The following is a 23,633-nucleotide window of genomic DNA, read 5'->3' as shown; positions in this document are numbered from 1 at the left end:
GCGGGGGAATGTCACACGCCGCGGCGCGGAACAAGATTCACTCCTTCCGGCGCTGCGCGCCACCGCCCTCGTCCGAGGGAGGCTTAGAATGGGCGGCGCGTCTTCTTTGGCTCCCTCAGACGAGGGAGCTGCCGCCCGTGGGCGGCTGAAGGAGGGAGCTTGTCGGCGCCGCACCAACAAGAGCGGCGGGAGCAAGCCCCCGCCCTACGAGGGGAATGGGCAATGCAGTCGCAAAGACTAGAAGCGCTGCCCCGTAGGGGCGAACTGTGTTCGCCTCGTACCACTACAATATCAGCCGGAACAAATTATACGCGCCGAAGGCGACGAGCCAGGCGACGGCGCATTGGGCCACGACGACGCCGGCGGCCATGAGGCCGGACTGGAATTCCCGCCGGATAGTGGCGACGGCGGCCACGCAGGGCGTGTACAGGAGCGTGAAAACCAGAAAGCTGACGGCGGTGAGGGGCGTGAACATGGCGCTGAGGGCCGAGGACAGGCTGGCCGCGTCCGTGCCTAAAAGCACGCCCATGGTGCTGACGACGGCCTCCTTGGCCGTAAAGCCGGTGATGAGCGCCGTGGAGACGCGCCAGTCGTCAAAGCCCAGGGGCTTGAAGATGGGCGACACGAACCGGCCGATGATGGCCAGCAGGCTGTCCGCGCTGTCGGCGACCACGTTGAGCTTTAAATCAAACGTCTGCAAAAACCATATGACGACGGTGGCCAGCAATATGACCGTAAACGCCCGGGCGAGAAAATCCTTGGCCTTTTCCCACATGAGGATGAGCACCGTTTTGACGGACGGGAACCTGTAGTTGGGCAACTCCATGACGAAGGGCACGGGTTTGCCGCGGAAGACCGTTTTGTTGGACAGAAGCGCCACGACGATGCCGACGAGGATGCCGCCGGCGTACAGGCCGATCATGACGGGCGCCCTGTAGCGGACGAAAAACGCGGCGGTGAAGACGGCGTAGATCGGTATCTTCGCCGAGCAGCTCATAAACGGCGTTAAGAGTATCGTCATTTTCCGGTCGCGGTCGGAGGACAGGGTGCGCGTTGCCATGACGGCGGGGACGCTGCAGCCGAAGCCCAGCAGCATCGGCACGATGCTCCGGCCGGAAAGGCCGATTTTCCGCATGAGCTTATCCATGACGTAGGCCACCCGGGCCATATAGCCCGTGTCCTCCAGAATCGAGAGGAAGAAGAACAGCGTGACGATGAGCGGCAGAAAGCTCAGCATGCTCCCCACGCCGGTAAAGACGCCGTCCACCACGAAGCTTTTGACCACGGGATTGATGCCGTAAGCGGTGAGCCCCAGGTCCACAAGGTCCGTCAGCGCCGTGATGCCCAGGCTCAAAAGGTCGCTCAGGCGGGCGCCGATGACGCTGAAGGTGAGCCAGAAGATGGCAAACATGATGGCGAGGAAAAGGGGGATGGCCAGGTATTTATTGGTGAGGACGCTGTCGATTTTGACGCTGCGGCTGTGCTCCCGGCTCTCCCGGCTGCGGACCACGGTGCGGGCGCAGACCTTTTCGATGAACTGGTAGCGCATTTCCGCCATGGCGGCGTTCCGGTCCAGGTCCTGCTCGGTCTCCATCTCGACGACGCTGTGCTCGATCATCTCCAGCTCGTTGCCGTCCAGCTCCAGCCGGCCTGTGAGGTCCTCGTCGCCCTCGATGATCTTTGTGGCGGCAAAGCGGGGGGAGATGCCGAGCTTTTCCGCGTGATCCTCGATGATATGGGAGACGGCGTGGATGCACCGGTGCACGGGGCCGGACTCACAGAAGTCGATGCGGCGGGGCAGAGCCTTGTCCTTCGCCGTTTTGACCATCTTGTCCACAAGCTCGTCGATGCCCTCGTTTTTGGCGGCGCTGATGGGAACGACGGGGATGCCCAGCTCCTCGGACATTTTCGCGATGTCGATGGTGCCGCCGTTGCCGCGCACCTCGTCCATCATATTCAGCGCCAGCACCATCGGGACGCGCATCTCGATGAGCTGGAGCGTCAGGTACAGGTTGCGCTCGATATTGGTGGCGTCGACGATGTTGATGATGCCGTCGGGCCGCTGGTTCAGGATGAAGTCCCGGGTGACGATCTCCTCGGCGGAATAGGGGCGGATGGAGTAGATGCCGGGCAGGTCCACCACCGTGCAGTTTTTGACGGCCCGGACCGCGCCGGTCTTCTGCTCCACGGTCACGCCGGGGAAGTTGCCCACGCGCTGGTTGGAGCCGGTGAGCTGGTTGAAAAGCGTCGTTTTGCCGCTGTTCTGATTGCCTGCGAGCGCCAGAATCATTCTATGCCGGCCTCCGTCCCGCTGACCTCGATCTTGTCGGCGTCCTCCTTGCGGAGCGTGAGCGTGTAATCGCGGAGGCGGATCTCGATGGGGTCGCCCAGGGGCGCCACGTGGCAGACCGTGACCTTCGTCTTCGGTATCAGCCCCATGTCCAGGAGCCTGCAGCGCAGCACCCCCTCGCCGCCGACCCTGGTGATGACCGCTTCTTTATGTAAAGGCATATTGCTGAGCGTCATGCGACAACCCCTCCCGCGTATCTGTCAAAAAAAGTTAGCAGGAGCTAACTACTGGTTAGTTTAGCCTAACTCACAGGCGTTGTCAAGTTGTGAAAGTTTCTATATTTCCCCTGGACAGCGCGCGTTTTTTGGATATTGACACGGGCGGGCGCGGCGGGGCGGGCGATTGATAATCGCCCCTGCACGCAATGAGGAGCTTTTGCGTATGAGCTTTTGCCAAACATATACAAATCCGGGGCGGTTCGCGGGGAAAAATCTGTGGCGTATTATCGCAAAAGCATATTGACTGAATATCAGTCAGTATGTTATGATGCACATAGTTAGAAATGTCTAACTTAGAGATGAGAGGAAGGATCTGTGATCTATGACAAGGATATCAAAGCCGCCCAAGGAACGGCGGAAGGAGATTCTGGACGCGGCGCTGGAGCTCTTTTTGAAAAACGGCTACGAGAACACGTCCGTCGCCGACATCGTGGCGCGGCTCGGCGTCGCCCAGGGGCTGTTTTACTATTATTTCAAATCGAAGGAGGAGGTCTACCGGGCGGCGCTGGAGCAGTATACGGACGATTTCGCGCTGCGGCTGACCGCGCTGATCCTCGAGGACAGGCCGTTCATCGGGAAAATTGAAATGGTCGTCAAAACCTTTGAGGTCATGTTTGCCGAGTCCGAGCACGCCCTGATGGACACGCTCCACCTGGCCGAGCACATCGAGCTGGATAACAGGCTGTCGCTGCATGTGGCCCAGCTGCTGATCGAGCCGGTGACGGGCGTGCTCAGGGAGATGAACGACAAGGGCTTTACCCGCCTTGAAAACACGGAGACCACGGCCACCTTCCTGATTTTCGGCATTTACGGCCTCCTGCACGGAGACCTCGAGCACATCCACAGGATCGCCTTCGACACGGCGGAGGTCGTCAGGCTGACCGCGCGGGTGCTGGGCGTTTCCGAGGAAGACCTGAAACGGATATAGGGAGGTACGGATATGGCATTCATTGAATTTAGAGACGTGGTGAAGGAGTACGGCGCCGGGGAGCACGCGATCCGGGCGGCCGACCGCGTGAGTTTTGAAATCGAGAAGGGCGAGTTCGCCGTCATCCTGGGGCCCAGCGGCGCGGGGAAGAGCACGGTGCTCAACCTGCTGGGCGGCATGGACAGGGCCACGGGCGGCGCCATCCGCGTGGACGGGACGGACATCAGCCGCTTTAACGACGACGCGCTGACGTCATACCGGTGCGATACGATCGGCTTTGTCTTTCAGTTTTACAACCTGATACCGACGCTGACGGCCTGCGAGAACGTGGCGCTGGTGAAGGACATCGTCAAAAACGCCGCCGACGCCGGGGAGGCGCTGGAAGCCGTCGGACTGGGGGACCATCTCCGCCAGTTCCCGGCGCAGCTCTCCGGCGGCGAGCAGCAGCGCATGTCCATCGCCCGGGCCGTGAGCAAGAAGCCGAAGCTGCTCCTCTGCGACGAGCCGACGGGCGCCCTGGACAGCGAGACCGGCATGATGATCCTCGCCCTCTTGCAGAGGATGTGCCGGGAGAACGGACAGACCGTCGTCGTCGTCACGCACAACACGGTGCTGACGCAGATCGCCGACCGGGTCATCCGGCTGAAAAACGGGAGGATCGTCGAGCAATCGGTGAATCCCGCCCCCATGCGCGCGGAGGAGGTGAGCTGGTGATGCTCCTGCGGAAAATGCTCCGGGACATGCGCCTGCACAAGGTGCAGTTCATCTCCATCTTTCTCATGTCGCTGCTGGGCGTATTCGTCTACACCGGCATCAACGCCGAGTGGCACGGCATGCAGAAGGAGGCCGACCGCTATTATGAGGACACCGCGCTGGCCGATTTCTGGATCGTCGGCAGCGGCTTCAGCGCCGAGGATGTCTCGGCGGCGGCGGCGCTCCCCGGCGCGGCCGCCGCCCAGCGCCGCCTGACGATAGACGGGACGGCCGTGCTGGGCGGCTCGCCCGCCCTGCGGGTCAACGTGCTGGACGAGAACACGCTCTCCAGGCCCCTGGCGGTGGAGGGGCGGCAGTTCGACACCGCGCTGGACGGCGTCTGGCTCGACAGCGCCTTTGCCAGGGCAAACGGCCTGAAGACCGGCGATACGCTGGCCGTCAGCCTGGGCGGCAGCCGGATCGAAAAGACGATCCTCGGCCTCGTTATGAGCCCGGAGTATATCTACGACGTCAAGGACGATTCGGTTTTCATGCCCGACGCCAAAGCGTTCGGCTTTGCCTTTGTGCCGCGGCAGGCGCTCCCGGGCGGGGCGGCGCTGCCGTATAACGAGCTCATGGTGTCCTCCGGCGGGGGCGCCGACGGCGACAGCGTCAAAAAATCTCTGGAGCAGGCGTTCGACGGCAGATATACCGTCGTCCTGACGCGGGACACGCAGCTTTCAACCGCCATGTTCAAAAACGAGATCGCGCAGAACAGGGCCATCGGCGGGATTTTCCCCATCGTTTTCTTTCTCATCGCGGCGCTGGCGATGCTCACCACGATGACGCGCCTGACCAGCGGCCAGCGGCTCCAGATCGGGACGCTCAAATCCCTGGGCTTCTCCCGCCGGAAAATCCTGCGGCACTACGTATCCTACGGCCTCTGGCTCGGCCTTGCCGGGGGGCTTGTGGGCCTTGTAACAGGGCCGCTGGCGATCCCGGCGCTCCTTTTCCCCATGCAGAAGACCGTTTATCAGCTGCCGGAGTGGAAGGCGGCCGTCTCCGCCGCCGACATCGCCGCCGTGGCGGTGGCTGTGCTGTGCTGCCTCCTGTCGAGCTGGTTTGCCTGCCGGCGGGAGCTGGGCGACGTCCCCGCGGCCACCCTGCGCCCCCGCGCGCCGAAGGCCGGCCGCCTTTCGCGGCTGGAGAAAAGCGGCTTGTGGCGCTCTCTCGGGTTTTCGGCCCAGTGGAATCTGCGCGACGTCCTCAGAAATAAGGTCCGGTCGGCCATGGCGGTGGTCGGCGTCGTGGGCTGCATCATGCTGCTGCTCTGGGGGCTCGGCCTGCGGGACAGCATCCGCGCCGTGACGGACCGGCTCTACGGCGAGCTGTACACATACGGGACGAAGATCGGCCTTGAGGGCGATATCGAGGCGTCCGCGCTGGACGCGCTGCAGGCGCGGTACCCCGGCCAGCTGCTTCAGGAGGCGAGCGCAGAGATCAGGGCCGGGGATACGGTCAAAAGCGGCAACCTCACCGTCGTGGGCGACGGCAGCCTGTATCGTTTCGAGGACGCCGGGGGGCGCGCCATGAGCCTGCCGGACGACGGCGCGGCCATCTCCTATAAGATGGCGGAGCTTCTGGGGGTGGCCGCCGGGGACACGGTCGCCTACAGGCCCCTGGGAGAGAAAAGCTGGCAGGAGGTCAAAATCGGCGCCGTCTACAGGTCGCCGATAGGGCAGGGACTGTCGTTCAGCAGCGCCGCCTTTGAAAAGACCGGCAGCGCCATGCGCCCGACGGCGCTGCTCACGGCGGGCGATGTGAAAAACGCCGACGGCCTGCCCGGCGTGGAAAACGTCCAGAGCAGGCAGCAGCTCATCGACAGCTTTAACGCCATGGTGGACAGCATGCAGTCCCTCATCGCGATACTGATCCTGGCGGCGCTCCTGCTGGGCGCCGTGGTGCTGTACAATCTGGGCGCGCTGGCGTTTAACGAGCGCACGCGGGAGCTGGCCACGCTCAAGGTCCTCGGCTTCAACAAGCGCAAGATCAGGGCGCTCCTGCAGACGCAGAATATCTGGCTCACCGCCCTCGGCATCGTGCTGGGCATCCCCGCAGGGTTCTTTTTCATCGGCTGCATGCTGTCGACGATGTCGGAGTCCAGCGATTTTGTAACGTACGTTTCGCCTGTCTCCCTGGCGGTCTCCATCGCCGCCACGTTCCTTTTGTCGTTTGCCGTAAATCTGCTCATGTCGCGCCGGGTGCGGTCCATCGACATGGTGGGCGCGCTGAAATCCGTGGAGTAAAATGTTATATTTTACAAGAAATTTTCAGACATCGGCGGCGAAATTTGACGAGAATTTAACATGCGGGTGCTAGTGTACTTTTCCCCGGAGCGCAAAAATAAGTAGCGCGGACGTGACGCCGTATTTCGGGGAGTGGGATGTATGCAAGAGCAAAGCAAAAATACGGACAACATGCTGGAAAGCCAGCTGACACAGATCATCAACGACGCGGACATCAAGATCGTTTTTCAGCCGATCATCTCGCTGCGGGACGGCGAAATCCTCGGGTATGAGGCGTTGAGCCGGGGGCCGGCGGGGACGCCGCTCCAAAATCCGGACGCGCTCTTCGGCGTGGCCGCGGAGTGCGGGAAGCTCTGGGAGCTGGAGCAGCTGTGCCGGACAAAGGCGCTGGAGACGGCGTACCGGGACGACGCGGCGTTTCAGCTTTTCCTGAACGTCAATCCCCACGTGATCCACGACGACAAGTTCAAGCAGGGCTTTACAAAGGAATATCTGCAGGCGTTCAACATCGACCCGTCGTATATCTACTTTGAAATTTCCGAGAAGAACGCCGTGGGCGACCTGCCCGGGTTTAAAAAGACCATCGAGCATTACAAAACGCAGAATTACAAGATCGCCATCGACGACGCCGGCGCCGGGTACTCCGGCCTCAACCTGATCACCGACGTCCACCCGCACTACATCAAGCTGGACATGAAGCTGGTACGGGACATCGACAGAGACGCCTACAAAAAGTCCCTGGTGAAAAGCCTGTACGATTTCTGCTGCCTGACAGACGTGGCGCTCATCGCCGAGGGCATCGAGACGGAGGCGGAGCTCCGGGCGCTTATCGAGATCGGCGTGCATTACGGGCAGGGGTATTACATACAGTATCCGCAGCACGACATCGCGGAGATCGACAAGCGCGTGATCGAAACGATCCACGCCTGCAACGCCCAGAAAAACCACCAGTTCCGCCACGTCTCCAACTTTTATATCGGCAATCTCTGCTTTGACGGGATCACCGTCGGCCCCAACGACCTGGCCGGCAACGTCTATAATTATTTCCTGAGCGACGAAAACCTCAGCGGCGTCACGGTGGTGGACGCCAATATGGAGATCCTCGGCGCGGTGACGCGCTCCAACATCGAGCACACCATGAGCGGGCAGTACGGCTTTTCACTGTACACCAAGCGGCCCATCTCCAACATCATGAACAGCAGCCCGCTGGCGATGGACGCCAAGACCTCCATCGACGTGGTCTCAAAGCTGGCGATGTCGCGGCCCCTGAAGTCCATCTACGATTTTATCGTCGTGACGGACCAGAACCGGTATCTCGGCGTTGTGACCATCAAGGACCTGCTGGAAAAGACGATGGAGATCGAGGTTTTCAATTCCCGGCAATTAAACCCGCTGTCCGGCCTGCCCGGTAATCTGGCGATCGAAAAGAATTTCGAGCGCTTTATCACGGCCCGCGAGCCTCACACGATCCTCTATATCGACCTGGACAACTTCAAGGCCTACAACGACATTTACGGCTTCGGCAACGGCGACAGGGTGATCCGGTTCGTTGCCCAGCTTTTGACGGATATTATCCCGGACGACAATTTTATCGGCCATATCGGCGGCGACGACTTTGTCGTCATGCTGAACACCTTTGACGTGAGCGCGCTGTGTGACGCCTTTATTCAGCGCTTTGACGAGGGGATTTGCAGTTTTTATTCAAACGAGGACCTTGCCCGGGGCTACATCCTCACAAAAAACCGCCGCGGCGAGGACGAGCAGTACCCCATCATGAGCGTCTCGGTGGCCAGTGTGTCGAATCGCTACCGCTTTTTCGCCAACGTCCAGGAGCTGGCCGAATACGCCAGCGCCCTCAAAAAGCAATGCAAGCTCATCTGGAGAAGCTGCCATATCACGGGGAAATGATCGGGAATATAAAAAACGGCCGGTGAGGCCGTTTTTTGCGTATAGGGCGGGGGACCACCCGTCGCGGTCTATTTATAGTGTTTTGAAGTCCATATCCGGGGTCTTGATGCTCACGCGGGTGCCGGGGGGCACCGAGCGGGTGATAAAGGCGTTGGCGCCGATGACGGCGCCGCGGCCGATAACGGTTTCGCCGCCGAGGATGGAGGTGGAGGAATACACGGTGACCTCGTCCTCCAGGGTGGGGTGGCGCTTTTTGCCCTGGAGGCTCTGGCCGCCCCGGGTGGACAGAGCGCCCAGCGTGACGCCCTGATAGATTTTGACGTAATTGCCGATCTCGGTCGTCTCGCCCACGACGATGCCGGTGCCGTGATCGATGAAGAAATGGTGGCCGATGGCGGCGCCGGGATGGATGTCGATGCCGGTGATGCTGTGGGCGTGCTCGGTCATGATCCTGGGGATCAGCGGCACGCCGAGGACGTGGAGCTCATGGGCGATCCGGTAGACGCTGATGGCGAAAATGCCGGGGTAGGCGAAGATGATCTCGTGCTTGTTCCGGGCGGCGGGGTCGCCGTCCAGCGTGGCGTCCACGTCGGTGAGCAGGATCTCGCGCAGCTTCGGGATTTTGGTGAGGAAGGCGTAGGCGATCTGGGCGGAGAGGGACTCCGCGTCCGCGCCGCAGGTGCCCTTCAGCGTCGTGTCGTGCAGCAGCGCGCGGCAGACCTGCTTTTGCAGCTTGTCACCCAGCTCCATCATCATGCTGCCGACGTAAAAGTACAGGTCGGTCAGCTCCGTGCTCTCGTTTTTAAAATAACCGGGAAACAGGAGCTTGCGCACCATTTCCAGGATGTCGATGATCTCTTCTTTATTCGGCAGAAAGCTGGGTTGCTCGGAATAGCTGTTGACGACAGCCAGAACAAGGCTTTCCAGATTTTCGTGACTCGTGTCCTGCGGCATAATCGACCCTCCAAATCATCGGAAAAACAATCGCGCCGCCGTGCCTGACGTCACCGGGCGGCGCGAAAGCGTCATACGGTTATTGTAACCGCTATGACGCGTATTTTTCAATCACAACCTTCATCGTACCGCCGCAGACCATGCCCTCGTCCTCAGCCACGTCGCCCGTCATGTCAACGTCCACGAGCCGGTGGCCGCCGTTCCGGATGACGTCGTAGGCAGCGGTGATGACCCCGCCCTCGCTGCAGCCGCCGCCGATGCTGCCCAGGGTCCTGCCGTCGCTCCAGACGACCATCTTGGCCCCCACGTCCCGCGGGACGGAGCCTTTTGTCTCGATGATCGTCACCAGCGCGCGCGGCTCGCTGCGCGGGGCGGCCAGCTCGGCCAGAACCTCCGTGTCCAGCTCCGGCCAGTGGGACTTGGAGACGACGCGCTTATAGCGGACCGCCTCGGAGAGGATGGAAACGGCGATTTCCTCCGGCGTTTCGGCGCCGATATCCAGGCCGATGGGCGCGCGGACCAAGTCGAGCGTTTCCTGCGTATAGCCTTCGCTTAAAAGCTGCTGCCGGGCCCCGGCCACGCGGCGGCGCGAGCCGATCATGCCGGTATAGGCCGTTTCGAGCTTTAAAATCTCACGCAGACAGTCCAGATCGTGCCGGTGGCCCCGGGTGATGATAACGACGAAGCACGACCTGTTGATATTCAGCATCGGGATGCACCTGTCGAAGCTCTCGCACAAAACGCGCTTTGCCAGCGGGAACCGCTGGCGGTTGGCAAAGGAGGGGCGGTCGTCCGTAACGGTGACGTTAAAGCCGCATTTGGCGGCGAATTCCACCAGCGGGCGCGCGATATGCCCGCCGCCCAGGACGATCATGCGCGACTCGGGAAAATACGGCTCGGCGAAGCAGACGCCGCCGGACGCGGATTTTTGCAGCGCCAGTTCCCCGGCGTCCAGCGCGGAGAGCGCCAGCGCCTGGGAGGCATCCCCACCGGCCTCCTGGAGCGCCTCTTCGGTCAGTACGAGCTTTTCCGGCAGGGCCGCCGCGTCGCCGGAAAGCGTGGTGACGACCACCGCCCGCTGCCCGGCGTCAAGCGTTTCGGTGACTCTTTTGTAAATATCCGTCGGATGCATCGCTTTCTCCTTATCTCTTTTTGTTCAGCCCCGTGAGGTCCTTGACGACCTCGGCGGCGAGGATGAGGCCGGCTACCGACGGGACGAAGGACGTGCTGCCGGGCACCTGCCGCCGGACGGTACACTTCCGCGTCGTCCCCGGCGGGCAGACGCAATTGTACTTGCAGCTGAGCTCCTCGTCCTCGAGAGGGGTGATGACCTCTTCCTTGGAATAGACGACCTTCAGGGCCTTGACGCCGCGGGCGCGCAGTTCCTTGCGCATGACCCGGGCCAGGGGGCAGACGGAGGTCTCGTAGATATCCGCCACCTCCAGCATGGTGGGGTCCAGCTTGTTGCCGGCGCCCATGCAGCTGATGATCGGGACGCCGGCGAACGCCGCCTCCTCGATCAGGACGAGCTTGGACGAGACGGTGTCGATGGCGTCGACCACGTAGTCGTAGAGGGTGAGCTCGAAGTCCGCGGCCGTCTCGGCCGAGTAAAAGCTCTCGCGGGTCTCGACCTGGCAGTGGGGATTGATATCCAGTATCCGCTCCTTCATGACCTCTACCTTTTTTTTGCCCACGGTGCGGTGGGTGGCGATGAGCTGGCGGTTGATATTGGTGAGGCAGACCCTGTCGTCGTCCACGAGTACAAGGCCCCCCACGCCGCTGCGGGCCAGCGCCTCGGCGGTAAACGTGCCGACGCCGCCGATGCCGAAGACGGCGACGGTGGCGTTTTTAAGGCGCTCCATGCCCTCCTTGCCGATAAGAAGCTGCGTTCTTGAAAATTCGTTGAGCATGTTTATTGTTTCCTCGGATTCATGAATTGCCGGAATAGCCGCTACTGCTGCAGCGTTTCGTTCATGCTGCCCGTCCGGTAGCCCTTGAGGTCCATCGCCACGTAATTGAAGCCGATGCGGCGGAATTCCTCGTCGATCCTCTGGCGCATGCCGTGCTCCAGCATTTTGTCAAAGCCCTTCTCGTCGGTCTCGATGCGCGCCAGGTCCCCGTGATAGCGGACCCGCACCTGATGAAAGCCCAAATCCAGCAGGAACTGCTCGGCCTTGTCGATCTTCGTCAGCCGTTCGGGGGTGATGGACTCGCCGTAGGGGAAGCGGGAGGACAGGCAGGCGAAGGACTGCTTGTTCCAGGTCCTCAGGCCGAGCTCCCTGGAGAGCTCCCTGATCTCGGCCTTCGTGAGGCCCACCGCCCGGAGCGGGCTCAAAATGCCCAGCTCGGCAACGGCCTTGAGGCCGGGGCGGTAGTCGCCGTTGTCGTCGATGTTGGAGGCCTCCGCCACGTTGGCGGCGCCCCGGTCCCCGGCGATTTTTTTGATTTTGGTAAAGAGCTCGGTCTTGCACAGGTAGCACCTGTTGACCGGGTTTTTCGAGAAGCCCTCGATGTCCAGCTCCTCGGAGTCGACGACCACGTGGGCGATATTGTTTTCTTTGGCAAACGCGGTCGCCTCGTCCAGCTCCCGCTTTGGGAAGCTCAGGGAGCGCGCCGTCACGGCCACGACATTGCCGCCCAGCACGTCGCTGGCGACCTTCAGGAGAAACGTGGAGTCCACGCCGCCGGAAAACGCCACGGCGACGCTTTTTAACTGCTCGATATATGTTCTGAGTTCCTCGTATTTCTTATGCAATGCATCCATTGTTACAGTTTCCTTTGCGATTCATAATTCATATGAACATAGTATGATTAATGCGTTTGAATGTCAAGGCAAATCTAGGTGGAGGAAGCCGCCCGGGCGGCCGTTTTCAGCCGGCGCCGCGGATGCGGTATTCGCCGAAAAGCTGCAGGATGATGAGCGCCAGCTGCAGGTCGAAGCAGACCTTGTAATCCTTCAGGTCCAGCGCGAGGACCTGCTCGATCTTCCCCAGCCTGTACTTCAGGCCGCTGACCGACATGTTGAGGCTGCGGGCGGTTTTTTCCACGGTGTTTCGGAGATACAGGAATTCCTGCAGCGTTTTCAAAAGCTCCGTCTGATGCCCCGCGTCGTAATCCAGGAGCGCGCCCAGCTGGCTGCGGGCGTAGTTGTACAGCTCCGCGGGCTTCAGCGTGCTGAGGAATAGCGCGTGGATTTTGAACTGCTCAAAGGAGCGGACCTGCCCCTCGGTGAGCATATACGCCCCGATCTCCAGCGACTTTTTGGCCTCTAGGTACGACGTCTGGTAATCGGGCAGCGCGCCCGAGACGCTGCCGATGCCGATGTACAGCTTTGCTTTAAACAACGGCAGGACGTCGTCAATGATCTCCTGAGCCAGCTTTTTGACCGGGCCGATGGGGCTGCCGGCGCTCTCCTGACGGATGAGGATGATGATCTCGTCCTTATGAGGGATTGCCATCCCGCCGCCGTGGCCGTCGAGCCGGCCCTGAATCCGGCCGACGAGCGCCGTTTTGAATTCCGACACCGCCTGGGCGTCGCTTTTGAAATGGCTCATGAGCTGGCCGAGGTTCTCGATTTCGCCCACCAGCACCCGGTGCGGCAGCGCCAGGTTGAAGTCCAGCGCCCGGGCCCGGCTCAGGATGGAGTCGGGATCGGAGTACCGGAGGGACACGAGATCGTCCACAAAATTCCCCTTGAGCCGGAGCTCTACCTCCGCCATGCGCTTATGCTGCGCGAGATGGACGGCGAAAAGGCCCGCCGCGTGACCGAGCGCCGTAACGTCGCCGGCGCCAAAGGGCCGGTCCGTCCGCAGAAGCGACAGGTAGCCCAGCCGCTCGCCGCCCGCCGCTACGGGCGCGACGAGCCGGAAGACGGTCAGGCCGGGAAATTCGTCCGCGACCGGGACGGGCCTTTGCCCGCCGAAGAAAGCCGCGTTTTTAAAACCGGGGCTCGTCCCGGCGGAGACATAGGGCATAAGGCGCTCTTTTTCATCGGAGAGCGCCTCCAGCCACGCAACGGCCTGCGTGAGCCCCGTATCCTCGAAAACGGCGGCGCAGGCCGTTGCTCCGGCCAGAGCCGCGACGAGGCCGCCGGTCTCCGCGCCGGATGCAATGAGCGGCGTCAGCGCCGACTGGACGCGAAGGGCCGCCTCCGGCCCCGCGCAGGAGGCTTCGGGACCGCCGCTGCCGGCGGCCTTTTGCCGGTGTTCCCGCTCCATATAAGACCCCCGCTTGAACAGTATTGCCGGCGGCGTGTCCGCCTGAATAAGGCGGTACTTTGCCGGTGATAAATCCATATTACCACCTGAACCAGGCGAAAATCAAGGCAATGTCCGCCGGAACCCGAGGATATCCGTCACTATGGAGGAATGGTATGCTTTGATTATGCCGGAGAACGGCAAAAGGCGGGAGGCGTAAGAATTTGGGAGATGTCAAGCGCGCTTTGATCACAAATATTCAGGGATATTCCATCCACGACGGGCCCGGCATCAGAACAGTCGTTTTTTTTAAGGGCTGCAGCCTCGGCTGCGCCTGGTGCGCCAACCCCGAGACCATTTCCCCCCAGCCTCAGATCGGCTTTATCGGGAACCTGTGCGCCCGCTGCGGCAAGTGCCTTGAGGCCTGCCCGGAGAACGCCGTCTCCATGGACGAGGGGAAGCACCGCGTTGATGACAGCAGCTGCACCGCCTGCGGCAAATGCGTTGACGCGTGCCTGTACGGCGCCCTAGTCCGGTACGGCAGGGAAATGACCGTTGAGGAGGTCTTTGCCGCCGTCCGGCGCGACAGGATGTTTTACGAGCCGGACGGGGGCGTGACGGCGTCGGGCGGGGAGCCGCTGCTCCGCGCGCCGTTCGTGCGGGCGCTTTTCGAGCTGTGCCGGGCGGACGGCATCGGCACCTGCGTGGAAACGTCCGGCTGCGCGGCCCCGGAGCAGCTGCTGGAGGTCCTCCCGGTCACCGGCCATGTGCTGTTCGACCTCAAGCTGATGGACCCCGGGAAGCACCGGCAGTATACCCGGCAGTCCAACGAGATGATTTTGCAGAATGCGCGGCTTGCCGCGGCGGCCGGCGCGGATATCCTCTTCCGCGTCCCGCTGATACCGACGGTGAACGACGACGAGGGCAATATCCGGCAGACGGCGGAGTTTGTAAAGAGCGTTCTGAAGCAGCCGGCCGTCCAGCTCATGCCGTATCACAGGCTCGGCGACAGCAAGTATCGGGCGCTGAACGCGCCGAACCGGCTGGCAGCGCTTGAGGTGATGGCGCCGGAGCGGCTTGAGGCCGTCCGCCGGGCATTTATCGCCGAGGGCGTGGACTGTACGATTTCGAGATAAAGATAAATATTAATAATATAAAGGAAGGTATTGCTATGGCTCAGACAAAAATCGATGAGGAGCTCCTGCGCCGGATCGACGCGCTGGAGCTCGATGAGCGCATTCTCGCCTGGAGAAAGGCGATGCGGGCCGCCCCCTGGAAGCTGTTTGCCGACAGGGAGCGCTACACGGTGGCCTCCTGGCGGGCCACCGAGGGGGAGGACATCCAGATTCGGCGCGCCAAGCTCGTGGCGAATATTCTGGACAACATCGACATCGCCATCCTGGATTTTGACGCGCTGGCCGGCCGGTCCACGCCCGGCGTGATCGGCGCGTGCACGGCCATCGACGTCTGCGGCGACTATATCCCGGACCTCTGGAAGGACACGAGCGAGGTGAATCTCACGCTGAATGCCTCCGCCGCGCTGGACGAGGAAAGTTTGGAAATCCTGCGCGAGAGCGCCCGCGTCTTCGGCGGGAAAACCGCGCCCGAGATGGCCGACAAGGCCTGGGCCGAGGTGCTCGGCACCTGGCCCAAGGACGCCACCGACGCCAAGGTGAAGGACCCGACGCTGGACGCGGGCATCTTCGGCCAGGTGACCTCCGTGCCCATGTGGGGCAAGCTCCTGTCGAAGGGCCTGCGGAGCTATATCGGTGAGGCGCAGGGGCACATCGACGCGTTTATCCAAAATCGTGAGACCGATATCGACAGGCTCTACTTCTGGAAGTCGGCCGTCATCGTCTGCGAGGCGATCATCAAGCATGCCCGGCGCTACGCCGCGCTGGCCGGAGAGCTGGCCGCCGCCGAAACAGACCCGGCGCGCCGGACGCAGCTTCTGGAGATCGCGGAGACGTGCATGCGGGTGCCCGAGCATCCGGCGCGGTCCTTTCACGAGGCGCTGCAGTCCATGGCGATCGTCAGCGCCTGCAAGGTGCTGGAGCACCCGATGCACAACAACCCCCACTGGGGCCGCGGCGACCAGTATCTCTACCCGTATTTCATCCGCGATATCACCGGGGGCCGGGTCTCGCTGGAGAAGGCCTCGAGCCTTCTGGCGGAGCTCATCGGCCGGTGGGGCACGCAGATCTTCGTCACCAACGAGACGCAGCGGGAATCGCACCAGATCAACTTTGCCATCAACAACGTGCTTCTCGGCGGCCTCGGGCAGGACGGAGAGGACGCCTCCAACGAGCTGAGCTACCTGTTTTTGCACATGGTGGGATTACTGCAGCTGTCGTCGCCGACGGTCGGCGTCCGGTGGAACAGGAAGACGCCGGACTGGCTGATGCGGAAAGCCATCAAAACAAACCTTGCCACAAAGGGCGGCATCCCGCTGTTCCAGAACGACGAAAACATGATCAGGCATTACACCGACGACGGGATACCTTACGAGGAGGCCGTGGAGTGGTGCGGGCTGGGCTGCGTTTATCCCTGCCTGCCGTCGCGGGCGGAGCATTACGGCGCGGAGGGCATCGCCGGCTTCAATCTGGCGGCGGTGCTGCATCTGGCGCTCCACAACGGGCGCGGCGTCACGGGCAAGCTCATCGGGCTGGAAACAGGCGACCCGGCGGATTTCGAGTCCTTTGACGCGCTGTACGACGCGTTTAAGCAGCAGCACCGGTATGTGCTTTACAGGGCCTTCTGGCTGGCGGCCATCGCGCGCAATGTGCAGCACAAATACATGCGCCTGCCGCTCATCTCGACGATCGGCCTGCAGGCCAGCATGGACCTGGGGCAGGACGTGCTCATCCCGCATCCGGATTATGCCATGTTCGGCATCTCCGACAGGGCGATCATCGACGTGGCCGACGCGCTCATCGCCGTCAAAAAGCTGGTGTTCGACGACGGGAAGCTGACGATGGCGGCGCTGATGGCGGCGCTGAACGCCAACTTCGACGGGCCGCGGGGCGAGGAAATCCGGCGGATGTGCCTGAAGCAGCCCAAGTTCGGCAACGACATCGACGAGGTGGACCTGCTGGCAAAGGATATCAGCGAATTCTCGGCGGGCGTTATCAAAAGTTACGACAACGCGCCTTTCAGGCCCTATATGATCGCCCGGGAGGGGCTGGCGTGGCACTATTACGGCGGGCTCGGCGTCGGCGCGCTCCCCAACGGGCGGAAGGCGCTGGAGCCGCTGGACGACGGCTCGATCTCGCCCATGCGGGGCGCCGACACCAACGGGCCCACGGCCGTCATCCGCTCGGTGCTGAAGGCCGGGTTCGAGGACTCCTACGCCCACGTCCTCAACCAGAAGTTCACCTCCTCCATCCTCAAAAGCCCGGAAAGCCTGGATAAGCTCGTGACATATACGAACGCGTTTTTCAAAAACGGCGGCACCCATATCCAGTACAATATCGCGGATAAGGAGGAGCTCCTGGAGGCAAAGCGGAAGCCCGAGGAGCACAGGGACCTCATCGTGCGCATCGGCGGCTTTTCCGCGTACTTCGTCCAGCTGTCCCCGGAAATCCAGGACGACGTGATCAACAGGAGCGAACATCTGCTGTAAATATAAAATCGGTATGGGAAAGGAGGCGACGGCGGAAAAAAGGCGATTCACATGTATTTTAACTAAAGAAACAGGAGGATAACATGAAAAGGTTCACGGCAATTCTATTGACCGCAGTGCTCGTTTTAACGCTTGTTTCCTGCAGCGCCGGCACCGGTGCCGGCCCCTCGGGCAGCGCACCCGGCGCCGCCCCCTCCGATACGGCGCCGCCCCCGGTTTCGCCGGACCAGTCCCCGCCGCCGGAGAGCGGCATCGGCTACCTGACGGACAAGGCGGAGCATTTCAACAGAAAACCGTACAGGATCGCCTATATCTGCCTCAGCGCCGCCGAGGCGCTGCAGCAGGGGATTTCCAACAATCTCGAGAAATTCGGAAAAGTTCTGAACTATGAATACACGATGTATTCGGCCAATATGGATTACGACGGCCTCGTCAACCAGATGCAGGTCTATGCCGATCAGGGCTATCAGGGCCTCATCGTCGGGGCGGACGATTCCGTCATGCCGCGTATTTATGAGGTCGGCAAGGAGCTGGATATCCCCTTTGTGGCCGAGTCGACGTCGTTTCTGGACGCGTCGGGCAGCTGCATATGGCCCAGCGTGGCCCAGGATCAGTACGCCAACGGCGCCGAGTGCGTCCAGTGGCTGGCGGACAACTACAATAATTACTGGACGGATCAGGTGGACCTGTCCAAAATCGGGCTCATTGTCATTGATTTCACGTTGGTAAACGGCATCCACGAGCGCGCGCCGGGCGCCCATGACGCATTTGTCAAGGACTTCCCGGAGGCCTCGGGCAACTACTATGTCGCCGACCTGGCCACACTCAGCACCGGTCCCACCGCCCAGGGGGCCAGCGATCTGGCGTCGGGCATCATGGCCACCCACAGCGAGATCGCCAAATGGTTTGTCGTTGCCCTGGTGGACGACTGGGCCATCGGTGCGGCCAGAGCCGTGGAGTCCCTGAACAAGGGGCAGGACGCCCTGGTGGTCAGCGTGCAGTCCGACGCGTTTATCAAGGAGCTGGAAAGCGGTAACGCGGACAGCATCTACGTTGCCGCCTGCGCCATCTCCCCGGCGGAGTTTTCCTCCTACATGGCCGCCAACATTGTGACGATCCTGGAGGGCAGGGCGACGGCGGAGACGATCTGGCCCGAATGGAAGGCGCCGGGCAGCAATTACGCCTGTATGAAGATCAAAGGGACGATGATTACAAAAGATACGTATAAGGACTGGGAGAAGAATACGAGCTTCGACACCCTGACGGCGGGGCTTCGGCAAGGATAATAAATCCGCGCGGCGCGTGCCCGCTGTAAGCAGATTTTTCGACAAACCGGGGAAGGCTGCGTACTTTAAAAAGTACGCAGCCTTCCTTTTTTTGAAGTCGGAACGGGCAGATTTAGGGCGCCGGGGCTGCCCGGGCGGCCCCCGGGAGTAAAAAAACATTGAAATGTACCAAAACCCAAAATCTTCTTCCTTGTGCGGCGGCCCGACACGTGCTAATATTAGGTACGTTTCTACGCAATAATTATTATTAATCCTGTATAATAATTATATTATCATTTTAGATGAGTAAAAACATCAACAAAAAGGGAATTGAGTTTACTTCTCGCGTCGTTATAATTGGGTTTGGTAATTCATATCGGATTTTTGTAAATTCGGACGATTTAACTATGAACAATGGCGAAATAATGGATTAAGGCACGGGATACATTAATTTAAAGCTTTTTGAAAAGTTGAGTTATCCGCATTATTTGAAAAGGCGGTCGGGGTAAGTTATGTCATTTATGTCGCTCATTCTGTTTCTGATCATTTTTCCGCTGTTTGCGGCGTTGTTGATGACACTTCTCAAAAATCCGAAGGTCCGCGGCTTCTTCGTTATGGCCGCGTCGCTGGTGATCGCGGCGGCGTCTGTGGCACTGCTGGTCATGAATCTGAACAATTCGGGATTTGTGGAGTACGCCGTACATATGGAGTACATCGAGTACGCCATGACGGCGGTCCTGCTGCTGATCTCCGTCTACATCATCTACGCCGGCGCGCGCGATAAGAAGTATCACGCCGTCGTCCTGGCCATTGTGCAGATTCTCGCCACCGTCGGCTCGGAGCTCCTTTTCGGCGGAAAGGCGGAGGCGGCCAACGCCCTCATGCTGGATAACCTGTCGCTGCTGATGGTCATGCTCGTCGGCGTGGTGGGCAGCCTGATTTGCGTTTTCTCCGTCGGCTATATGGAGAAGTACCACCATCATAAGCATGTCGCGGACAGATCGCGGATGTTTTTTGCGGTGGTCTTTGTATTTATGTCGGCCATGTTCGGCCTTGTGCTGTCCAATAATTTAAAGTGGCTGCTCTTCTTCTGGGAGATCACGACCTTCTGCTCCTACCTGCTCATCGGCTACACGCGCACGGCGGAGGCCATACGCAATTCCTACCGCGCCCTTGTGATGAATATCGTCGGGGGGCTCGGCTTCCTTGCCGGCATCGTCTGGCTCTATGAGACACAGGGCATCATCGAGGTCGACAAGCTGCTGGCGCTGAATCCGGCGCTGGTGGTCGTGCCTGTCGTCTTCATCTGCTTTGCCGGCGTTGTCAAATCGGCCCAGATGCCGTTTTCCTCCTGGCTTCTCGGCGCCATGGTCGCCCCGTCGCCCGTCTCGGCGCTCCTGCACTCCTCGACGATGGTCAAGGCCGGCGTGTACATCGTCATCCGGCTGTCACCCCTTTTGGCGGGCACCAAGGCCGGGCTGTTCATCGCCCTCATCGGCGCGGTGACGTTCCTGTTTGCCTCGCTCATCGCCATCTCCGAGCGGAACCTCAAAAGGCTGCTGGCCTATTCCACCATCTCGACGCTGGGCCTCATCGTGGCCTGTGCCGGCGTCGGCACGTATCAGGCGGTATGGACGGCGATGCTCCTCATGATCTTCCACGCCGTGGCCAAGGCGCTCCTTTTTCTGTGCGCGGGCACGGTGGAGGGCGGTACCGACAGCCTCTCCATTGAGGACATGGACGGCCTCATCATGAAAATGCCGAAGGTGACGGTGTTCATCCTCGTGGGCATCGCCGGCATGTTCCTGGCGCCCTTCGGCATGCTTATCAGTAAATGGCAGGCGCTGGAGGCGCTCGTTTCCGTCAATCCGCTGATCGCGGTGCTCGTGATCTTCGGCAGCTCGGCCACGCTCTTCTTCTACACAAAGCTGATGGGAAAGCTCATCATGATCGTGCATCCTGCCGGGAAGCTGGAAAAGGGCGTCACGGGCGGAGAGTGGTTCACGCTGGGCACGCTGTCGATTTTGACGGTGGCGGCGTGCGTCGTCTTCCCGGTCATTTCAAAGTATCTCATCGACCCGTTTATCAAGCTGGTCTATCATAGCACCGTCTCCATGAGCGCGGGCAATATCGTCATCATGCTGCTGATGATGGTGTTCCTCCTGCTGCTCCCGCTGCAGATCGTCCTCCAGCGGCGGGACAAACGGCATGTCAGCGCGTACCTGAACGGCGCGAATCTGACCGAATACAAAGACGCGGCCGAGGCCAACGACCATTTCTACACAGCGGGGCATAACGTCCAGGAGCTGAAGCTGTCCAACTACTATCTGGAAGAAATGTTCGGGGAGAAAAGGCTCGGGCTTGTGGGGATCGTCCTGACATCCATGCTGCTGGCCATACTGTGCGGGGTGATGTTTTTATGAAAATTCTGCTGACAACCGTTTTGTTTATTATCCTGGCGCCCGTTGCCGGGGGGCTGCTGTCCGGCTTCGACCGGAAGATTTCGGCCAGAATGCAGAAGAGGGTGGGCCCCAGTATCCTGCAGCCGTTTTACGACGTGCTCAAGCTCTTTCAAAAGGAGAACGTCGTCGTCAATATCTCGCAGAACCTGTACGCGTTCTGTTTCCTGTTCTTTACGGTGTTCACGGGCGTTTTGTTCTTTAACGGCGCGGATATCCTGCTCATCATCTTCTCGCTGACGCTGGCGGGCATCTTTTTCGTCCTGGGCGGCTATTCCACCTTTTCGCCTTACAGCTTCATCGGGTCGGAGCGGGAGCTGTTGTCCATGGTGGCCGATGAACCGATGATCATCCTCACCGCCGTAGGCATGTACATGGTGACGAAAAGCTTTTCCGTGGCCGATATCGCCGCTTACGGCACGCCGCTGTTTTTTTACATCCCGGGCGTCTTTCTGGGCTTCCTCTTCATTCTGACCATCAAGCTGAAAAAATCGCCCTTCGACCTGTCCACCTCTCACCACGCGCACCAGGAGCTGGTGAGCGGCGTTACCACGGAGTTCTCCGGCAAGCCGCTGGCCTGGATCGAGCTGGCGCACTGGTATGAAAACGTGTTTCTGCTTGGCATTGTTTATCTTTTTTTCGCGCCGGTGCCCGTTATCGGCGTGGCGGTGGCGTTGCTGGCGTATTTTCTCGAGATATTCATTGATAATATCAATGCCAGGGTCAAATGGCAGTGGATGCTCAAATCGGCCTGGGGCGCGGCAATCGGCCTCGGGGTGCTCAATATTTTCATCCTCTATATCGTCCAATAGAAAATCTTCAGGTTGAAGGAGATATCACCGTGTCATATTTCAAGAAATCTCCGTGGCTGATCCATTACGACGGCTCCAGCTGCAACGGCTGCGACATCGAGGTGCTCGCGTGCCTGACGCCGCTATACGACGTGGAGCGGTTCGGCATCGTCAATACGGGTAACCCGAAGCACGCCGACATTCTGCTGATCACCGGCTCCGTCAACGAGCAGAACAAAAGCGTTATACAGAATATCTACGACCAGATGCCGGACCCCAAGGTGGTGGTCGCCGTCGGCATCTGCGCCACCTCGGGCGGCATTTTTGCCGACTGCTACAACGTCCTGGGCGGCGTCGACAAGCTCATACCCGTGGACGTCTACGTGCCGGGCTGCGCCGCGCGCCCCGAGGCGATCATCGACGGCGTCGTCCAGGGCCTCGGCGTCCTGGAGGAGAAGTATAAAAACAGGAAAGAGCGGAAAAAGAAGGTGAACGCATGATGCAGACAGAGACAGTGGAGACCGGCGGGCTTTACGCGCGCGTGGCCGTGCTGGCAAGCTGGGGCTACCGCCTTGTCCAGATCAGCTGTACGAAGACAGACAGCGGCATGGAGCTGACGTATTCGTTTGAAAAGGATTATGAGATCCTCCACCTGCGCACGTACTGGACGGAGGACGGGACGATCCCCAGCATCCAGGCGCTCTACTGGTGCGCCTTCATCTACGAAAACGAGATCGCCGAGCTGTTCGGCGTGACCGTTGCCGATATGGCGGTGGACTTCAAGGGGCAGCTTTATAAAACGGCCCGGCCGTCGCCCTTCGGCGCGGGCATCACGATACAGGAGGCGTAAGAGATGTCGGAAAAAATGATCATGCCCTTTGGGCCGCAGCATCCCGTGCTGCCGGAGCCGATCCATCTGAGCCTCGTTTTGCAGGACGAAAAGGTCGCCGACGTGATCCCCTCCATCGGCTTTATCCACAGGGGGCTTGAAAAGCTGGTGGAGAAAAAGGACTTTCAGGAATACACCTTCGTGGCCGAGCGCATCTGCGGCATTTGCAGCTATATCCACGGCATGGGCTACTGCCAGGCCGTGGAGAACATCATGGGCCTGGAGGTGCCGGCGCGGGCGAATTTCCTGCGCGTCATCGGCGGGGAGTTTTCCCGCATCCACAGCCACACCCTGTGGCTGGGCCTTTGCGCCGACGCCTTCGGGTTTGAAAGCCTGTTCATGCACACCTGGCGCCTCAGGGAAAAGATACTGGACCTGATGGAGGAGATCACCGGGGGGCGGGTCATCTTCTCCCACGTGAAGATCGGCGGCGTCAAGAGCGATGTGGACGCGCTCATGGCCAACAAGATACTGGACATCTTAAAGGAGCTCGAGCCGGAGTTCCGGGAGATCACGAGCATTTTCCTGGACAACAGGACGGTCCGCTCCAGAATGAGCGGCGTCGGCGCCCTGTCCGAGGAGGAAGCGCGGAAGCTGGGCGCGGTGGGGCCGATGCTCCGGGCCAGCGGCGTCGCCTACGACCTGCGTACCACGGGATACGCCGCCTACGGGCAGCTTGATTTCGAGCCGATCGTTGAAAAGGACGGGGACTGCATGGCCCGCTGCCAGGTCCGCATCCGCGAGATATTCCAGTCCATGGACCTGATCCGTCAGGCCGTGGGCAGACTGCCGGCGGGCCCCATCGACGTGCCCGTCAAGGGCAATCCCGACGGGGAGTTCATGGCGCGGCTGGAGCAGCCCCGGGGCGAGGTGGTCTATTACGTCAAGGCCAACGGCACAAAGATGCTGGACAGGATGCGCGTGCGCACGCCCACCTTCGCCAACCTCCCGCCCCTCATCCAGGTGCTCAAGGGCAGCGACCTGGCCGATGTGCCGGTGCTGATATTGACGATCGACCCCTGCATCAGCTGCACAGAGAGATAGAAATACGACG

General features: G+C 60.7%; 19 protein-coding genes. 12 read left to right on the top strand and 7 right to left on the bottom strand.

Annotation, left to right across the window (positions count from 1 at the left end):
- Nucleotides 1-283: 283 nt before the first annotated feature.
- Together feoB and BUB60_RS15165 are read right to left on the bottom strand one after the other, a co-directional pair.
- Nucleotides 284-2,290, bottom strand: a complete 2,007-nt coding sequence (feoB, locus tag BUB60_RS15170; RefSeq protein WP_073080777.1) for a ferrous iron transport protein B — start codon at nucleotides 2,288-2,290, stop codon at nucleotides 284-286.
- On the bottom strand, nucleotides 2,287-2,526 hold the full coding sequence (locus BUB60_RS15165; protein WP_073080775.1) for a FeoA family protein: 240 nt from the start codon (nucleotides 2,524-2,526) through the stop codon (nucleotides 2,287-2,289). The genes feoB and BUB60_RS15165 overlap by 4 nt, the downstream gene beginning before the upstream one ends.
- Nucleotides 2,527-2,890: 364 nt before the next feature.
- Between BUB60_RS15165 and BUB60_RS15160 the strand changes: the two genes are divergently transcribed.
- From BUB60_RS15160 to BUB60_RS15145, 4 genes are all read left to right on the top strand, one after another.
- A complete protein-coding gene (locus tag BUB60_RS15160; RefSeq protein ID WP_073080773.1) occupies nucleotides 2,891-3,496 on the top strand; it encodes a TetR/AcrR family transcriptional regulator in 606 nt (201 codons plus the stop codon).
- A gap of 12 nt (nucleotides 3,497-3,508) precedes the next feature.
- Nucleotides 3,509-4,210: an ABC transporter ATP-binding protein gene (locus tag BUB60_RS15155; protein WP_073080770.1), complete on the top strand. Its 702-nt coding sequence runs from the start codon at nucleotides 3,509-3,511 to the stop codon at nucleotides 4,208-4,210.
- Nucleotides 4,210-6,495, top strand: coding sequence for an ABC transporter permease (locus BUB60_RS15150; RefSeq protein WP_073080767.1), 2,286 nt, complete (start codon nucleotides 4,210-4,212; stop codon nucleotides 6,493-6,495). Before BUB60_RS15155 ends, BUB60_RS15150 begins: the two co-directional genes overlap by 1 nt.
- 141 nt (nucleotides 6,496-6,636) lie before the next feature.
- Nucleotides 6,637-8,403 carry a GGDEF domain-containing protein gene (locus tag BUB60_RS15145; RefSeq protein ID WP_073080765.1) on the top strand — a complete coding sequence of 589 codons (1,767 nt, stop codon included), beginning with the start codon at nucleotides 6,637-6,639 and terminating at the stop codon, nucleotides 8,401-8,403.
- 72 nt (nucleotides 8,404-8,475) lie between these two features.
- Here BUB60_RS15145 and epsC read toward each other — a convergent pair whose 3' ends face one another.
- The 5 genes from epsC to BUB60_RS15120 all read right to left on the bottom strand — a co-directional run bounded on the left by epsC (nucleotide 8,476) and on the right by BUB60_RS15120 (nucleotide 13,652).
- The gene (gene epsC / locus BUB60_RS15140) at nucleotides 8,476-9,357 is read right to left on the bottom strand and encodes a serine O-acetyltransferase EpsC (protein WP_073080762.1); all 882 of its coding nucleotides are present in this window, start codon (nucleotides 9,355-9,357) and stop codon (nucleotides 8,476-8,478) included.
- A gap of 91 nt (nucleotides 9,358-9,448) precedes the next feature.
- The gene (locus tag BUB60_RS15135; protein WP_073080760.1) at nucleotides 9,449-10,489 is read right to left on the bottom strand and encodes an XdhC family protein; all 1,041 of its coding nucleotides are present in this window, start codon (nucleotides 10,487-10,489) and stop codon (nucleotides 9,449-9,451) included.
- Between the two features lie 10 nt (nucleotides 10,490-10,499).
- Nucleotides 10,500-11,267: a tRNA threonylcarbamoyladenosine dehydratase gene (locus tag BUB60_RS15130; RefSeq protein WP_073080758.1), complete on the bottom strand. Its 768-nt coding sequence runs from the start codon at nucleotides 11,265-11,267 to the stop codon at nucleotides 10,500-10,502.
- 41 nt (nucleotides 11,268-11,308) lie between these two features.
- Nucleotides 11,309-12,121 carry an ATP-dependent sacrificial sulfur transferase LarE gene (larE, locus tag BUB60_RS15125; RefSeq protein ID WP_073080755.1) on the bottom strand — a complete coding sequence of 271 codons (813 nt, stop codon included), beginning with the start codon at nucleotides 12,119-12,121 and terminating at the stop codon, nucleotides 11,309-11,311.
- A 106-nt stretch (nucleotides 12,122-12,227) separates the two neighbouring features.
- Entirely contained in the window at nucleotides 12,228-13,652 is a 1,425-nt protein-coding gene (locus BUB60_RS15120) for a PucR family transcriptional regulator (RefSeq protein WP_073080753.1), read from the bottom strand.
- 125 nt (nucleotides 13,653-13,777) lie between these two features.
- On the opposite strand from BUB60_RS15120, the gene BUB60_RS15115 reads away from it, so the two are divergent.
- The 8 genes from BUB60_RS15115 (at nucleotide 13,778) to BUB60_RS15080 (ending at nucleotide 23,623) form a co-directional block, all read left to right on the top strand.
- Nucleotides 13,778-14,689 (top strand): glycyl-radical enzyme activating protein, encoded by a 912-nt coding sequence (locus tag BUB60_RS15115; RefSeq protein WP_073080739.1) that lies wholly within the window; start codon nucleotides 13,778-13,780, stop codon nucleotides 14,687-14,689.
- 35 nt (nucleotides 14,690-14,724) lie between these two features.
- On the top strand, nucleotides 14,725-17,175 hold the full coding sequence (locus tag BUB60_RS15110) for a pyruvate formate lyase family protein (RefSeq protein ID WP_073080737.1): 2,451 nt from the start codon (nucleotides 14,725-14,727) through the stop codon (nucleotides 17,173-17,175).
- Between the two features lie 83 nt (nucleotides 17,176-17,258).
- Nucleotides 17,259-18,461: a type 1 periplasmic-binding domain-containing protein gene (locus BUB60_RS15105; protein WP_073080734.1), complete on the top strand. Its 1,203-nt coding sequence runs from the start codon at nucleotides 17,259-17,261 to the stop codon at nucleotides 18,459-18,461.
- A 551-nt stretch (nucleotides 18,462-19,012) separates the two neighbouring features.
- The gene (locus BUB60_RS15100) at nucleotides 19,013-20,863 is read left to right on the top strand and encodes an NADH-quinone oxidoreductase subunit 5 family protein (RefSeq protein WP_242941224.1); all 1,851 of its coding nucleotides are present in this window, start codon (nucleotides 19,013-19,015) and stop codon (nucleotides 20,861-20,863) included.
- Nucleotides 20,860-21,711 carry a respiratory chain complex I subunit 1 family protein gene (locus BUB60_RS15095; protein ID WP_073080732.1) on the top strand — a complete coding sequence of 284 codons (852 nt, stop codon included), beginning with the start codon at nucleotides 20,860-20,862 and terminating at the stop codon, nucleotides 21,709-21,711. Before BUB60_RS15100 ends, BUB60_RS15095 begins: the two co-directional genes overlap by 4 nt.
- Before the next feature lie 29 nt (nucleotides 21,712-21,740).
- Entirely contained in the window at nucleotides 21,741-22,190 is a 450-nt protein-coding gene (locus BUB60_RS15090) for an NADH-quinone oxidoreductase subunit B family protein (RefSeq protein ID WP_073080730.1), read from the top strand.
- On the top strand, nucleotides 22,187-22,540 hold the full coding sequence (locus tag BUB60_RS15085; protein WP_073080728.1) for an NADH-quinone oxidoreductase subunit C: 354 nt from the start codon (nucleotides 22,187-22,189) through the stop codon (nucleotides 22,538-22,540). Before BUB60_RS15090 ends, BUB60_RS15085 begins: the two co-directional genes overlap by 4 nt.
- A 3-nt stretch (nucleotides 22,541-22,543) precedes the next feature.
- Nucleotides 22,544-23,623: a hydrogenase large subunit gene (locus BUB60_RS15080; RefSeq protein ID WP_073080726.1), complete on the top strand. Its 1,080-nt coding sequence runs from the start codon at nucleotides 22,544-22,546 to the stop codon at nucleotides 23,621-23,623.
- The last annotated feature ends 10 nt before the right edge of the window (nucleotides 23,624-23,633 follow it).

Source organism: Sporobacter termitidis DSM 10068 (genome assembly GCF_900130065.1).
GTDB classification, from domain to species: domain Bacteria; phylum Bacillota; class Clostridia; order Oscillospirales; family Oscillospiraceae; genus Sporobacter; species Sporobacter termitidis.
Note: the sequence above shows the minus strand (reverse complement) of the source record. Positions and strands in the feature narration are given on the sequence as shown.